The following is a 14750-nucleotide window of genomic DNA, read 5'->3' on the forward strand; positions in this document are numbered from 1 at the left end:
TACGTCTATTTTTTCTTGAGGAAGCAGAGCGAACGGAGGAAGCTCCTGCTGGCTCATTAGAAAAAAAGATTTATAAACGAGAACTTGCAACGAATAGCTGGAATAGGCACATTATTTTATTTATTCCTGAAAAAAGGGTGTAACAAATGAAACATTTCTTAAATTTGTTCGTCTAACCTTTTACAGTGTGCAAAAATAGGGTATTTTAAAATATGTCGAAAGTAAAATATTATTACGATTCCGAAAATCTAGCCTATAGAAAAATAAAAACACGAAAAAGAATAAAATTTGGTGTTATTATGCTGTTTTTATTGGCATCGGCGTTGTTTGGTTTTTTAAGTTTTATCGTTTTATTGAATACTCCTTATTTTGAAACGCCAAAAGATCGTTTGCAAGCGCGTGAAATTGAAAATTTGAGATTGAATTATGCGCTACTGAACAAAAAAATGGATCAGATAAACGGCGTTGTTGAAGCTATTGAAAATCGAGATAATAATTTGTATCGGGTGTATTTTAACAAATCGGCAATTCCAGATTCTATTCGGAAAGCAGGATTACCGGGAAAAAACAGATACCAATTATTAGAAGGATATGACAATTCACAATTGGTTATTAATACCACGAAAAGAATTAATGTCCTTAGCAAGGAATTAGCGGTTCAGTCCAAATCATTGGATGTGATTTTGAAATTGGCAGAAGCCAAAAGTGATTTTTTGTCAGCTATTCCTGCCATTCAGCCAGTACGAAATGAAAATTTAAAACAAATGGCCTCCGGTTTTGGTTATCGAACGGATCCTTTTACAAAAGCGAGGAAAATGCATGAAGGAATGGATTTTACAGCAAAAACAGGAACGCCCATTTATGCCACGGGTGACGGAGTGGTAGCAAAAGCAGACAATACTGCGTCCGGATATGGAAATCATATTGTTATTCGGCATGGATTTGGATACGAAACTTTATACGCACATTTGAGCAAATATAAAGCCCGAGCAGGACAACGTGTAAAACGAGGTGACATTATAGGATATGTGGGAAGCACGGGAAGATCCGAAGCTCCACATTTACATTATGAAGTGCTAAAAGATAAAAAAGTGGTGAATCCGCTTAATTTTTATTACGGAAATATTTCGGCAGTGGAATATGTTGTCATTGCACAACTGGCGAACCAGGAGAATCAGTCATTAGATTAATGATCCAGAAAAGTGATCAGTTTTAAGTGATGAGGTGTAGTAGAAAAAAAGTCTACAGGTTGCAGAATTAAAAGTCAAATAAAAGAAACATGCATATTGAGCTTTCTAAAGATAAAAGATATTACAGCATTGGCGAAGTGGCCAAAGCATTTGACGTGAATGCATCGCTGATTCGTTTTTGGGACAATGAATTTGATATTCTGAAACCAAAAAAGAATGCGAAAGGCAATCGAATGTTTACTCCTGAGGATATCACTAATTTACAACTGATCTATCATTTGGTCAAAGAAAGAGGTTTTACGCTGGAAGGTGCCAAAACCCATTTAAAAGAAGGACAAAAGAAGACTTTGGATAAGTTTGAAATTATTCGAAAATTAGAAACGATACGAACACAATTAACAAATATTAAAAACGAATTGTAGTCAGCACGACTACTTCCCAATTAAAAATTTTAAACAATTAAATAATAAACATTAAATTAAGTAAACATGAGAAGATTTTTGCCTTGGATTATCGGAGCGGTTGTAATTTTTGTAATTTACAGCTGGGTTAAAGGAATTAATAATACTGCAGTAACGTTAAACCAAAATGTAGAACAATCTTGGGGTGATGTGCAAACCGCGTATCAAAGAAGAAATGACCTTATTGGGAATTTAGTAAACACCGTGAAAGGTGCCGCTGATTTTGAAAAAAGCACGTTGACAGCAGTTATCGAAGCGCGTTCTAAAGCTACTTCTGTAAAAATTGATCCAGCAAATATTACTCCAGAACAATTAGCGGAATTCAACAAAGCGCAAAGTGGCGTGAGCAGTTCATTGTCTCGATTATTAGTAACTGTTGAAGCATATCCTGAATTAAAAGCAAACCAAAACTTTTTGAAATTACAAGACGAATTGGCAAGTACTGAAAATCAAATTCTAACGGCGAGAACACGTTTTAACGAAGCGGTAAAACCATATAACTCTCACATCAAAACGTTTCCAAACAGCTTATTTGCTGGATTATTCGGATTCAAAGAGAAAGCATACTTTACTGCAGTTGAAGGTGCCGATAAACCAGTTGAAGTAAAATTCTAAAGTTAGATTATTAGACTTCTTAGATTTTTTAGAAGTCAAAACAAATCAAATTTAAATTAAAGAAATAACCTTTAAAAATTAACAGTTTTTGATTACGGTTTAAGAATTCTGAAATCAAAAATCGTTAATATTAACTCAAAAATATTTCAATGTCAAAAGTAGAAGATTTTTTAACCAAAGAAGATGAACAAGAAATTGTTGAAGCTATTCGTATGGCTGAAAAAAATACTTCTGGCGAGATTAGAGTTCATATAGAAAAAACAACTTCCATGGATGCGTATGATCGCGCCATGGAAGTTTTTCATGAACTAAAAATGGATGAAACTGAACTTCAAAATGGTGTTTTGATTTACTTAGCGGTAGAAGACAGAAATTTTGTGATTTGTGGTGACAAAGGCATTAATGACGTCGTACAAGATGATTTTTGGAATTGTACCCGAGACATTATGGTGGCGGAATTCAAAAAAGGAGATTTCAAGCAAGGCCTTATCGATGGAATTACAAGAGCCGGAGAACAATTGCAGAAATATTTCCCTTGGCAGGAAGGCGATACAAATGAATTATCAAACGAAATATCAAGAGGATAATGCTAATACAAAAAAAGAGTACCCTAATTTTCCTAAAGTTGTTTGTTTGTTTGTTATTCACGCAAATTGGCTTTGCGCAATTTACCATTCCTGAAAAGCCAACTTTACAGACTTCTGTTTATGATTATGCGAATGTTTTAAGCGCAACAGAAAAAGCACAATTAGAAGAAAAACTGATTAAATATTCTGATTCTACAACCACTCAAATTGTGATTGTTACGATAGAAACCCTTAAAGGAGAAGACATTGGTATACTTACACCAAAATGGGGACAAACTTGGGGAATTGGAGGAACAGCAAAAAATGACAATGGAGTTCTTATTTTATTGGCTAAAGCCGAAAGAAAAATATGGATCTCACCAGGATATGGTCTTGAAGATCGATTAACAGCAGGTATTGGTGGAGAAATTACCCGAAATATTATTATTCCTGAATTTAAAGCAGGAAGTTATTACAAAGGACTTGACAAGGGAACAGATGCACTTATAGATGTTTTCAAAGGGAAATACAAAGGCGAACGAGTTAAAGCAACCAAAGATAAAGGGTTCCCGATTTTACCAATCATTATTATTGTCATCATTATACTGGTGCTGATATCGCGAAACAAAGGCGGTGGCAATTCTGGTAACAGAGGTGGCGGAATAGGACCTAGTTTATTAGACGTCATTATTCTTAGTAGCTTAGGCAGAAACAGTGGCGGAGGAGGTTTCGGCGGAGGTTCATCTGGTGGTGGATTTGGCGGTGGAGGTTTCGGCGGTGGATTTGGCGGTGGAGGTTTCTCTGGCGGTGGATCTGGTGGAGACTGGTAATATTCCGTTTCCATCTTTCTAAAAAAGGACCGAGATTCATAAAAGCAAAAACTCTTTTTAATATTTGTCATTCCTACTCTATTCAAAAAACATAAATCAATTACAGTAAATGCTTTCACATAAAGCCAAATACGCACTAAAAGCACTCCTATATTTAGCGCAACAAAAAGAAACCCATATTTCTCGAACTATCGAAATTGCGGAGGCGGCCTCTATTCCAAAAAAGTTTTTGGAACAGATTTTATTGGATCTAAAACGTGGCCATTTCGTAGGAAGCAAACAAGGAAAATTTGGCGGTTATTATCTTTTGAAATCTAAAAACGACATTACTTTAGCCGATATTCACCGTCTTTTTGATGGTGCAATTGCTTTACTTCCTTGTGCATCATTGAATTTTTACGAACGCTGTTCTGATTGCGTCGATGAATCGGAATGCTTACTACGACACGGATTGATTACCATTAGAGAGGAAACTTTAAAGGCCATGCAAGGCATTACTATTGCTTCATTAGTAAAAAAATAAAAAAATATATTTTAAACCCTACTAATTTTATAGAATTAATTATATATTTGCCTCGAATTTAATATATCATTAACAATCCAAATTTAAACGTATGAAAACGTACCGAAGTAAGTTTGCTATTTTAATCAGGCAATCCCGAAAAAATCGACTAACTATAATTAAAAAAAAGAGTTCTCAAATGATGTGTATGTGTTAGAAATAAAAAAATTTATTCAAAACTCTACTAATTACATATACATAATATAATGAAAAATATTTATCTAAAAACAAGCAGCACTTTATTACTTCTTCTAGTTTTCTCAACATCTTTTGCTCAAGTTGTTCTTGAGGGAAAAGTAAAAGACGAACAAGATACCCCAATTGCAGGTGTCAATATCGTACTAAAAGGCACCACAAACACTACTACAACGCTAACTGATGGATCCTTTAGCATCGAAGCAAAGTCACTTCCCTTCACGCTTATTGTGCAATATGCGGGCTACAATACCAAAGAAATTAAAATTACCGAATTACCTACCAACATAAAACCGCTGGAGATTATCATCTCATACGGAGAAGAAAAAGTACTCTCTGAAGTGGTTGTTACCTCTCGCAGAAGAATAGAAAAAGCGCAGGACATCCCAATTGCCGTATCTGTAGTAACTGGAAAACAAGCAGAACAAGCAGGCGCTTTCAACGTGAATCGAGTGAAAGAATTGATTCCTTCTGTACAATTGTATTCCTCAAACCCTAGAAATACAGGTATCAACATTAGAGGACTTGGTTCGCCTTACGGACTAACTAATGATGGTATTGATCCTGGAGTTGGTTTTTATGTTGATGGTGTGTATTATTCGCGTCCAGCAGCCACCACTTTAGACTTTGTAGATATTGATAGAATCGAAGTATTGCGTGGACCACAAGGATCTCTTTTTGGTAAAAATACAACCTCAGGCGCTTTTAACATTACCACCAGAAAACCGAGTTTTACATCTGGTGCTGATTTTGAAGTTAGCTACGGTAATTACGGTTTCCTTCAAGCTAAAACATCCATTACAGGTGGATTGAGCAAAAAACTGGCTGGGCGAATCTCTTTTTCGGGAACACAAAGAGACGGATTGATTGATAATGTGGTGACTGGAAGACCTACAAATACCTTAAACAATCAAGGAATTAGAGGACAATTATTGTACAATGCTACTGAAAATACGAATATTTTATTCGCAGCTGATATCACCACACAGCGTCCTGATGGATATGCACAAGTTATTGCTGGTGTAGCACCAACAAAAAGGGCTGCTTACCGCCAATTTGACGCCATCATTGCCGATTTAAATTATCAGCTCCCTAGTAGAAATGCTTTTGACCGTAAAATTGATCACGATACACCATGGCGATCTGGACAAGATTTAGGTGGCGCCTCGCTTAACGTAGATACTAAAATCGGTGAAGGAACCTTAACCTCAACAACAGCATGGCGTTTTTGGAACTGGGATCCTTCAAACGATAGAGATTTTACAGGACTTCAAGTTTTGGCTAAATCACAAAACCCAGCCAGACATACGCAGTTGACACAAGAAATTCGTTATGCAGGACAAGTGACATCCAAATTAAGCGGTGTAGCTGGTGCCTTTTTTATCGATCAAACGGTTAAGATTAGAGGAACTGAAGAATCAGGAAATGCACAATGGCGTTTTTCTCAATCACCAGTAAACTACAACAATAATGGGGTTTCAACTCCTGTACCTCTTACTAGATGGGCTGAACCAGGATTGCTTGAGGGCTACGGAATACGAACCATTGCTGATATTCATGCTGTGAGCGCGGCTTTATTTGGACAACTAGATTGGCAAATTACTGATAGATTGCATATTCTTCCGGGCTTACGCTACAATTATGACAAAAAAGAATCGAATTACGACCGTCAAACGTATGGTGGTTTACAAACCAATGATCCACAATTATTGGCAATTAAAAGAGCGGTGTACAACAACCAAACGTTCTCGGCAAATAAAGATAAGTTTGACTTTTCAGGAAATATAACGGTAAATTATAAAGCGACTGATAAAATTAATGGCTATGCTACTTATGCTAAGAGTTACAAACCAGTGGGTGTAAATGTAGCCGGTTTGCCTACTCCAGCTGCAGGACAAACATTGGCCGATCTTGCTGTCATTAGACCCGAAGATGTGAATCATTATGAGATTGGGGTAAAAACATCTCCATTTAAAAGAGCTATTTTAAACCTGACCTTGTACAATACGGATATCAAAGATTTCCAAACCAATGTACAAGCAGCTGAATTAGGAGTTAATCGTGGTTACCTAGCCAATGCGGACAAAGTACGGGTACGAGGTGCCGAAGTAGATGCTAGTTTTGTAATAAATGAGCATTTTGCTTTCAACGGGGCATTGAGTTACACCGATGGAAAATATGTTAAATTCACCAATGCACCACTACCTCTTGAAGAAACGGGAGCTACTGTATCTTTCAAAGATGTGTCTGGAAGTACTTTACCAGGTGTATCAAAATGGGCTGGAAGTTTAGGCGGAGAATATACCAAATCAGCAAAGTTTTTTAGTAACCTAGGTAAATTCTTTGTAGCAATTGATTCTTATGCGCGTTCTGAATTTTCATCTAGCCCATCAGCTTCAAAATACTTGGTGGTACAAGGCTACGCTATCTTTAATGGTCGTTTTGGATTTAGAGCAACCGAAGGATTATCTGTAAACTTTTGGGGTCGTAACCTATTGAACAAAGATTACTTCGAGCAATTGCTACCAGCTGGAGGAAATGCAGGACATTATGCAGGCGTATTAGGCGACCAAAGAACATACGGAATTACGTTGAAATATTCACTTTAAAAAACTTTCAAAAAATTAAAATTTAAAACAGCACTCATAAAACTTAGGTTTTAAGGTGCTGTTTTCTTTTTCCTAAAACCCTATAAAGCTGTTATAGTAAAATACTTTTTAAAAACACAAAACAAAACCTATAGGATTTATAGACTTTATGTAAATTTGCCAAAATTGAAATAAAGCTCCGTGAAAAAATTTAGAATCATTTTATTCTTAATGCTGTCTGTTCTTTGTCAAGCGCAAACGGATGAAAAAAATATAGATCATCAAAGTATTCTTTGGACCCGTTATTACAATCAATTGCTGCTAAACGAAAAATGGTCTTTGCATTCTGAATTTGACAACCGACTTTTTCTAAAACCAGTGCAAGAAAACTTATATGTCGTCCGAATTCAAGGTCGCTATAAAATCAATGATCATTTAGAGACCGGTTCTGGTTTTGCTTATTTCTCTGTCGACACACAAGTTTCTGAAATTAATCCTGATTACAATACACCTGAATACAGAGGACAGCAGGATCTTACTTGGAAATTAAATGCTAATAAGATAATGCTGATGCAACGTTTTCAGTTAGAAGAACGATTTATTCGCAATGCCGATAAAGAATCATTAGCGAGTGGTGCTACATTTTCGTGGAGATTCAGATACCGACTCCAAGCTGATTATATTTTTTGGAAAAAAGAAAAACAGTTATTAAAAGCCGTAGTATCCGATGAAATAATGTTCAATTTTGGAAAAAAAATAATTAAAAATACGTTTGATCAAAATAGAATTTATGCTGCGATACACTATGGACTCAATAGCCATTTAGCATTTGAACTCGGTTACCTAAACAGTTTTCAAAGAAGAAGCAATGGAATCGATTATTTCAACAGAGACATAATCCGATTTAGCATTTTTCATAAAATTAAAATCTCAAAAAAGGTATAAAGAACATTTATAATCACAACAGATAAATATTTTAAACATTGATTATCAATACATTAACTAAATTTTTACAATTCATAGCGTAACTTTATTTAAAAGATATAGCCATGAAAAATTTTGCAATTAAACTCGTGTGGTTCACTACCATTTATGTTTTTGTTTTTGCCGGTTTATGTCAAACTAATGTTGCTTTGCCGGTAATAATGACCCTATATTGCGTTGGTATACCGTTAATCTTATTTATGGTTTACACCGTGCTAACCGATGATTATAAAACCACAAAAACATTCAAAGATTGGTACGGCGACCATCCAATGGAAACTTTGGAAAAAGAAGAAGAAGAAAGCTAATCATTAGAACCCATTTTAACACAAAAAATCCCGACTCCTCGGGATTTCTTTATATTTTATAATACTATTGAAATTAAGATTATCTCACTTTACTTTTTAAAACAAAATGATGCAACAGTTTAGGAAAAAAACGTTTCAAATAAACGCCTAAAACTTCTTTACCGCCAATATAAACTTCAAATTTTTCACCCTCAACTGCTTTCACAAATTTTTTGGCAAAAACACTTGTTGGCATACCATTTAAAGTGGCTTCATCGTCAGTATTTTGTTTTGATCCATCAGCAGTAAGTGCATTAAAAGCCACATTTGTTTGGATAAAACCGGGACAAATTAAGGTGACATTTATATTATCACGTTGATGTTCCATTCTCAAAACATCAAAAAAACCATGTAAAGCATGTTTTGCACCACAATAGCCGGAACGATAAGGCGAACCAAATTTCCCCATTAGACTGGTTATAGTAACAAAATGTCCTTTCTTATTTTTGATAAAATGAGGCAATAAAGCTTTTGTCAGCGCAACTGTACCTAGATAATCAACCTCAATGAGTTTTTTATCTACTTCAAAATCGGTGTCTGCTATCAGTGAGCGTTGGCTTACTCCACCGTTGTTTACTAGAATATCAATTTTTCCAAACGCAGCAATGGCATTTTCTACATGATTTTTAGCATTATCAAAATCCGATAGATCAAAAGGCAAAATCACAACTTCTGATGTTGAACATTTTGATTTCACAACTTCTAAAGCATCACTATTTCGCGCCGAAAGAATGAGTTTACAATTTCTAGCTGCCAATTCATAAGCCAAAGCTTCTCCTATCCCGCTTGAAGCCCCGGTAATCCAAACAATTTTGCCACTTATTGAGTTCATATTTTTTCCTTAAAAATAAAAAAAGTTTATCGAGCTTTTACAAACTCAATAAACTTTCTAGTATAATTATCGAAATAAAGATTATTTCTCTCTAATGTAGATGTCGATTGGTACTCCTGAAAAGTCCCATTTTTCTCTAATTTTATTTTCCAGATAACGTTTGTACGGTTCTTTTACATATTGTGGCATATTGGCAAAAAACACAAATTGTGGTGTCTGTGTTGGCAATTGCATGCAATATTTAATTTTCACATACTTCCCTTTTGTTGCTGGCGGCGGATACGCTTCAATTACTTTCAACATAAATTCGTTGAATTTTGAAGTCGCAATACGTTGTTGTCTATTCTCATATACTTTTACGGTTGCTTCCAATGCTTTCAACAAACGTTGTTTTGTTAATGCTGAAACAAAAAGAATAGGCACATCCGTAAACGGCATTAATTCTTTTTTAATTTTCTCCTCATAATCTCTGGTAGACATGGTTTCCTTTTCAACCAAATCCCATTTATTTACAAGAATTACAACTCCTTTTCTATTTTTTTCCGCTAACCAAAATATACTTTGATCCTGACCTTCAAAACCACGAGTAGCATCAATAATCAAAATACAAATATCAGCATGTTCAATCGCACGAACGGAACGCATTACAGAATAAAATTCTAAATCCTCTTTTACCTTAGCTTTACGACGGATTCCCGCAGTATCAACTAAATTAAATTCGAAACCAAAACGGTCAAACTTCGTATCAATCGCATCACGGGTTGTACCAGCGATATCCGTTACCATAAAACGTTCTTTACCAATTAATGCATTGATAAAACTTGATTTACCTGCATTAGGACGTCCTACCACTGCAAAACGAGGCAAAACTACTTCTTCTTGAACTGGTTCTGGTTTCACAGGAAAAGCATCAATCAATGCATCCAATAAATCTCCCGTTCCACTCCCTGAAATACTCGCAAATGTATAATATTCACCTAAACCTAAGTTATAAAACTCAAGAGCATCTTTCTCACGCATGGCATTATCTACCTTGTTTACCGCTAAAAGAACTGGCTTAGTCACTTTACGCAATAAACGTGCAACAACATCATCCATAGGTGTAATTCCCTCTTCCACATCAACCACAAAAATGATGACATCAGCCTCATCAATAGCAAGTTCTACTTGTTTACGGATTTCTCCTTCAAAAACATCATCAGAACCACGCACATATCCGCCGGTATCAATTACAGAAAACTCTTTTCCGTTCCACTCGCTTTTACCATAGTTTCTATCTCGGGTCACCCCGGATACTGAATCTACAATAGCTTCTCTTCTTTGTATCAGCCTATTAAAAAGGGTTGATTTCCCTACATTAGGTCTTCCTACTATCGCAACAATGTTATTCATAATATAAATTCAAATATTTTGCAAAGGTAGTGTTTAAAACCATGAATATCTATTTTTTTGATATATTAGCAAACCCTTATCCTTTTAATACTTACAAGTTTACTGCTATGGACGCTAATAAAGAACTCAGACTTCGATTACGATTTTACAAAGATGTTCCGCAAAACATAGATGCTTTGCGTGTTAAATTCGCTAATTACGCTCAAATTAAGTCCAAAGATTACTTTGTAAAAATACGTGGCTATCACATTTGGTTAAACATAAAAGGACCTAAAAAAGCCTATTGGTCTCCTCATTTACATATAGAAATGGAATCAAAAGACCAAAACGAAACTCATATCAGAGCATTATTTGGCCCTGACCCAACCTTATGGACACTTTTCATGTTCTTCCATTTTATTATTGCGGGAATATTTCTGATTTTTTCCGGAATTGCTTACACTGATTACATCCTGAAAAACCCCGTTACCTTCGATTTAGTCGTGATGGGATTAATGATTTTCGCCTGGTTTCTACTCTATATTGTAGCTAAACAAATCCGAAGTAACGGTCACGACCAAATGAATGATTTGGAAAATTTATTTTTGGAAATTATAGAATCTTAGTTTCTTAGGAGCAATTCCAGCTCTCCGCTATATCTTTTGTGGTGTCCCGAAGTTTCGGTACACCACAAAAGGATGCCGCTGCTATCTAGGCTAAAAAAAAAATCAATATCAGAAATTAAATTCCAATATTGATTTTTCGAAAATATGGACCAGAAAAAATTACTGGTTATAACCAAATCGTTTTAGCATATTCGCGTTGCTTCTCCAGTTTTTATTCACTTTTACATACAACTCAATATGTATTTGCTTACCAAAGAATTTCTCTAAATCAGCACGAGCATCCATTCCTACTTTTTTCAAAGCGGCACCTTTATGCCCGATGATGATTCCTTTTTGGGTATCGCGTTCCACCATAATCAAAGAACGGATTCTAATGATGTTTTCATCTTCAAAAAACTCTTCGGTTACAATTTCTACTGCGTATGGAATTTCTTTACTGTAATTCAACAATATTTTCTCGCGGATCGTTTCATTTACAAAGAAACGCTCCGGTTTATCTGTCAATTGATCTTTTGGATAATACGCAGGAGATTCCGGTAACAATTCTATTATTCTTCCAAAAACTTCGGGAACATTAAAATTTTGCAAAGCTGATATTGGAAAAATTTCCGCATTAGGAACTTTCGCAGTCCAGAAAGCCACTTGCTCTTCAAGTTGTTCTTGGTTAGAATTATCTATTTTATTCAATAATAACAGAACAGGGATTGTAGCGTGAATGATTTTATTAAAAAAAGCTTCGTCTTTCAATTCTTGTTCTCCAATTTCTACCATATAAATCAATATATCAGCATCTTCAAAAGCGGATTTAACGAAATTCATCATAGACGCCTGCATTTCATAAGCTGGCTTGATGATTCCCGGCGTATCCGATAAGATTAATTGAAAATCTTCTCCGTTTACAATTCCTAGAATTCTATGACGTGTTGTTTGTGCTTTTGAAGTAATAATTGATAACCGTTCTCCAACAAAGGCATTCATTAGTGTTGATTTCCCAACATTTGGATTCCCGATGATGTTTACAAAACCTGCTTTATGTGACATTTCTATTATAATTTATTGTGCAAAGGTAGACATATCAAGTCAATAGACGAAATAAAACATTTTTAAAAATTTTTGTTGGAAATACGGAAATTCGTTGTACATTTGCACCCGAAACAACGCGGGATAGAGCAGTAGGCAGCTCGTCGGGCTCATAACCCGAAGGTCACAGGTTCGAGTCCTGTTCCCGCTACTAAGGTAGCCTTATTGAGATTACAAAACGCACATCGCGGGATAGAGCAGTAGGCAGCTCGTCGGGCTCATAACCCGAAGGTCACAGGTTCGAGTCCTGTTCCCGCTACTAGAAAAGCTTCAGAGAAATCTGGGGTTTTTTTCATTTACAACCTTTGATAAATTTGTTTTTTTTTTAGAATTTGTAAAATCTTTTAAACTCAAATAATGGAAGAGAACGTATTACATTTAAAAGCCAAAACGTTATCAATACTACCTTTCGGAATTATGTATATGATCTCTTTACCCCTATTAGGAATCCTTTTAGCACAAACTGGAATACAAAATAGCGTTCTGATCTATATTCTTGCTTTTACAATTACTATGCTTTCTGCAATTATTTTATTTAGATTGTTTTCCAGCACACTACTTCTAGAACTTCGAAATGAGACAATCAAAATGGATTGGATAAAGAAACCTATTTATAGTTCGATTAAGTCTCAAACGATTAATTTGAATGACATTAACCATTGGAAACATCAAGAAGGAAAAGGGGTTGACAGATTCAAAATTTATCTAAAGAACAATAAAAAAATATGCATTGAATTGGACAATATTTCAAATTCAACTAAGAATCATGAAATGATAAACACATTAAAAAACTTCTTGATAGTTAAAGAAATAAAAAATGCTATTCCTTATTAGTATTCTTTTAGAAATAAAAAAACCTGTGGAGCATGTCACACAGGTTTTTAACCAACTACGTTTATTAAACTTAACATATCCAAAAATCAACTAAATTTTAATCGTTAAAAAAGTACGTATCTGTTATTTTTACTTAATAAATTAATCTTCTGAAACAATTGCTGAATTTCTATCCATAGATACGTTCAGCAAAACCGTAATTCCTTGCTCATTAAGCATAGTCATATTCAACGTATCCAAAACAGCTAAGTCTTTAGACACTAAACCATTAAACTTATTATAAGAAATATTCATTTCTTTTAGGTTGTTCAAGTTTTCTAATTCAAATGGAACCTGACCAATCATTTTATTGTCAAACAAACTAAGATTTTCAAGAGCCGTCATATTCTCTACATCTCTGCTTAATTCACCTACAATTTTGTTACTGTTTAATAATAACGTTTTTATTGTTTTAATGTCATAAAGAGAATTTGGAATTTCACCCACAATTTCGTTATTGAATAATGATAATATTTCCAATTGGCTTAAAGCTCCAATTTGTAATGGTAATTCGCCTGAAAGTGCATTCATATACAATTCTAAATCTTTCAAATTTGACATTTCGCAAACAGAAGAAGGAATTGAACCTGTTAATTTATTGAACGAAAGATTCAATACTTTCATATCTTTTAATTTTCCAATAGCAGATGGAATTGTTCCTGATATTTGATTTTTGTGTAAATCCAATTCTTGAAGACTAACCAAGTTGACAATATCAGATGGAATCTCTCCCACTAGATTATTATCCGCTAAATGAACTGCAATTACTTTTTCATCTTGCACTTTAACACCATACCAAGTTGAAACAGGAGATGATAAATCCCACTGCACTTTCCATTGTTTACCGTTTGTTGACTGATATAATTTCACCAACGCATCTTTCTCTGATTGAGATACATTTGCAAGCATTGAAAATGAAAACAAAAGCGTTAAAAATAGAGTAGATATTTTTTTCATAACCAGGTATTTTTCTTTTACACATCTAAAACTACATACATTATGGCTAATCAGCAAATAAAATCGATGAACTACACAATATTGTTTTTTATATACCGTAATACCTTACAATTAATATCTTTTTGGTGCTAAGTAATATTTCATTAAATTTGGTGTACTAACCTTAATCTCAAATTTATGGAAATCAATTTCTTAGCACTATTTGTTGCAGCTTTATCTACTCTTGTAATTGGATTTGTTTGGTATCATCCAAAAGTTTTTGGAACAATTTGGATGAAAGAATCTGGTCTGACAGAAGAAAAGCTAAAAGGAGGAAATATGCTTTTAATATTTGGTACGTCATTACTGTATGCTCTTTTCATCAGCTTCGTACTTCAAATGGTCACCATACATCAATATGGAGCAATAGGTATGATTGGGGGAAATCCCAGTATTGCTAAACCTTCCTATGAAGCTTTTATGAATGACTATGGAAATGCTTTCAGAACATTTAAGCATGGAGCTTTACACGGCTTTATGACTGGACTGTTTTTTGCTTTACCAATTATAGGAACGAATGCTCTGTACGAAAGAAGAAGTTTCAAATACACGTTTGTAACTGGTGGATTTTGGATTGTGTGCCTTACAATTATGGGAGGAATTATTTGTGGATGGAAATTATCTTAACTTTTAA

At 34.7% G+C, this 14750-nt stretch carries 16 protein-coding genes and 2 tRNA genes; 14 read left to right on the forward strand and 4 right to left on the reverse strand.

Annotated features, from left to right (window positions below; translation table 11 throughout):
• Positions 1-212 precede the first annotated feature (212 nt).
• From IWX80_RS02610 to IWX80_RS02650, 9 genes are all read left to right on the forward strand, one after another.
• A complete protein-coding gene (locus IWX80_RS02610; protein WP_196852049.1) occupies positions 213-1190 on the forward strand; it encodes a M23 family metallopeptidase in 978 nt (325 codons plus the stop codon).
• Positions 1191-1279: 89 nt separating this feature from the next.
• Positions 1280-1612, forward strand: a complete 333-nt coding sequence (locus IWX80_RS02615) for a MerR family transcriptional regulator (protein ID WP_091165014.1) — start codon at positions 1280-1282, stop codon at positions 1610-1612.
• Between the two features lie 66 nt (positions 1613-1678).
• Positions 1679-2266: a LemA family protein gene (locus tag IWX80_RS02620; RefSeq protein ID WP_091165018.1), complete on the forward strand. Its 588-nt coding sequence runs from the start codon at positions 1679-1681 to the stop codon at positions 2264-2266.
• 149 nt (positions 2267-2415) lie between these two features.
• Entirely contained in the window at positions 2416-2853 is a 438-nt protein-coding gene (locus IWX80_RS02625) for a TPM domain-containing protein (RefSeq protein ID WP_196852050.1), read from the forward strand.
• Complete coding sequence (locus tag IWX80_RS02630) at positions 2853-3662, forward strand: TPM domain-containing protein (RefSeq protein WP_196852051.1); 810 nt, start codon at positions 2853-2855, stop codon at positions 3660-3662. The genes IWX80_RS02625 and IWX80_RS02630 overlap by 1 nt, the downstream gene beginning before the upstream one ends.
• A 109-nt stretch (positions 3663-3771) precedes the next feature.
• Complete coding sequence (locus IWX80_RS02635; protein ID WP_196852052.1) at positions 3772-4185, forward strand: RrF2 family transcriptional regulator; 414 nt, start codon at positions 3772-3774, stop codon at positions 4183-4185.
• Between the two features lie 245 nt (positions 4186-4430).
• Positions 4431-7028 carry a TonB-dependent receptor gene (locus tag IWX80_RS02640; protein ID WP_196852053.1) on the forward strand — a complete coding sequence of 866 codons (2598 nt, stop codon included), beginning with the start codon at positions 4431-4433 and terminating at the stop codon, positions 7026-7028.
• Positions 7029-7208: 180 nt separating this feature from the next.
• Positions 7209-7952, forward strand: a complete 744-nt coding sequence (locus IWX80_RS02645; RefSeq protein WP_334682205.1) for a DUF2490 domain-containing protein — start codon at positions 7209-7211, stop codon at positions 7950-7952.
• A 104-nt stretch (positions 7953-8056) separates the two neighbouring features.
• Positions 8057-8299, forward strand: coding sequence for a hypothetical protein (locus IWX80_RS02650; RefSeq protein WP_196852054.1), 243 nt, complete (start codon positions 8057-8059; stop codon positions 8297-8299).
• A 79-nt stretch (positions 8300-8378) separates the two neighbouring features.
• Here the strand turns inward: IWX80_RS02650 and IWX80_RS02655 are convergent, their stop codons facing one another.
• Positions 8379-9170, reverse strand: coding sequence for an SDR family oxidoreductase (locus IWX80_RS02655; RefSeq protein WP_196852055.1), 792 nt, complete (start codon positions 9168-9170; stop codon positions 8379-8381).
• Between the two features lie 81 nt (positions 9171-9251).
• The gene (der, locus tag IWX80_RS02660; RefSeq protein ID WP_113635069.1) at positions 9252-10562 is read right to left on the reverse strand and encodes a ribosome biogenesis GTPase Der; all 1311 of its coding nucleotides are present in this window, start codon (positions 10560-10562) and stop codon (positions 9252-9254) included.
• Between the two features lie 41 nt (positions 10563-10603).
• On the opposite strand from der, the gene IWX80_RS02665 reads away from it, so the two are divergent.
• Positions 10604-11167 carry a hypothetical protein gene (locus IWX80_RS02665; protein WP_196852056.1) on the forward strand — a complete coding sequence of 188 codons (564 nt, stop codon included), beginning with the start codon at positions 10604-10606 and terminating at the stop codon, positions 11165-11167.
• A gap of 159 nt (positions 11168-11326) precedes the next feature.
• Here the strand turns inward: IWX80_RS02665 and era are convergent, their stop codons facing one another.
• Positions 11327-12208 carry a GTPase Era gene (gene era, locus IWX80_RS02670; protein WP_113634912.1) on the reverse strand — a complete coding sequence of 294 codons (882 nt, stop codon included), beginning with the start codon at positions 12206-12208 and terminating at the stop codon, positions 11327-11329.
• 117 nt (positions 12209-12325) lie between these two features.
• Between era and IWX80_RS02675 the strand changes: the two genes are divergently transcribed.
• The 3 genes from IWX80_RS02675 (at position 12326) to IWX80_RS02685 (ending at position 13081) form a co-directional block, all read left to right on the forward strand.
• A tRNA-Met gene (locus tag IWX80_RS02675) sits at positions 12326-12398 on the forward strand.
• 35 nt (positions 12399-12433) lie between these two features.
• Positions 12434-12506: transfer RNA gene (locus tag IWX80_RS02680), tRNA-Met, on the forward strand.
• 98 nt (positions 12507-12604) lie between these two features.
• The gene (locus IWX80_RS02685; protein WP_196852057.1) at positions 12605-13081 is read left to right on the forward strand and encodes a hypothetical protein; all 477 of its coding nucleotides are present in this window, start codon (positions 12605-12607) and stop codon (positions 13079-13081) included.
• A 141-nt stretch (positions 13082-13222) separates the two neighbouring features.
• On the opposite strand, the gene IWX80_RS02690 is transcribed toward IWX80_RS02685, so the two are convergent.
• Positions 13223-14077, reverse strand: coding sequence for a leucine-rich repeat domain-containing protein (locus IWX80_RS02690; protein WP_196852058.1), 855 nt, complete (start codon positions 14075-14077; stop codon positions 13223-13225).
• A gap of 177 nt (positions 14078-14254) precedes the next feature.
• On the opposite strand from IWX80_RS02690, the gene IWX80_RS02695 reads away from it, so the two are divergent.
• Positions 14255-14743: a DUF1761 domain-containing protein gene (locus IWX80_RS02695; protein ID WP_196852059.1), complete on the forward strand. Its 489-nt coding sequence runs from the start codon at positions 14255-14257 to the stop codon at positions 14741-14743.
• Positions 14744-14750: the final 7 nt, after the last annotated feature.

The organism is Flavobacterium sp. CAN_S2 (assembly GCF_015752255.1).
GTDB lineage: Bacteria > Bacteroidota > Bacteroidia > Flavobacteriales > Flavobacteriaceae > Flavobacterium.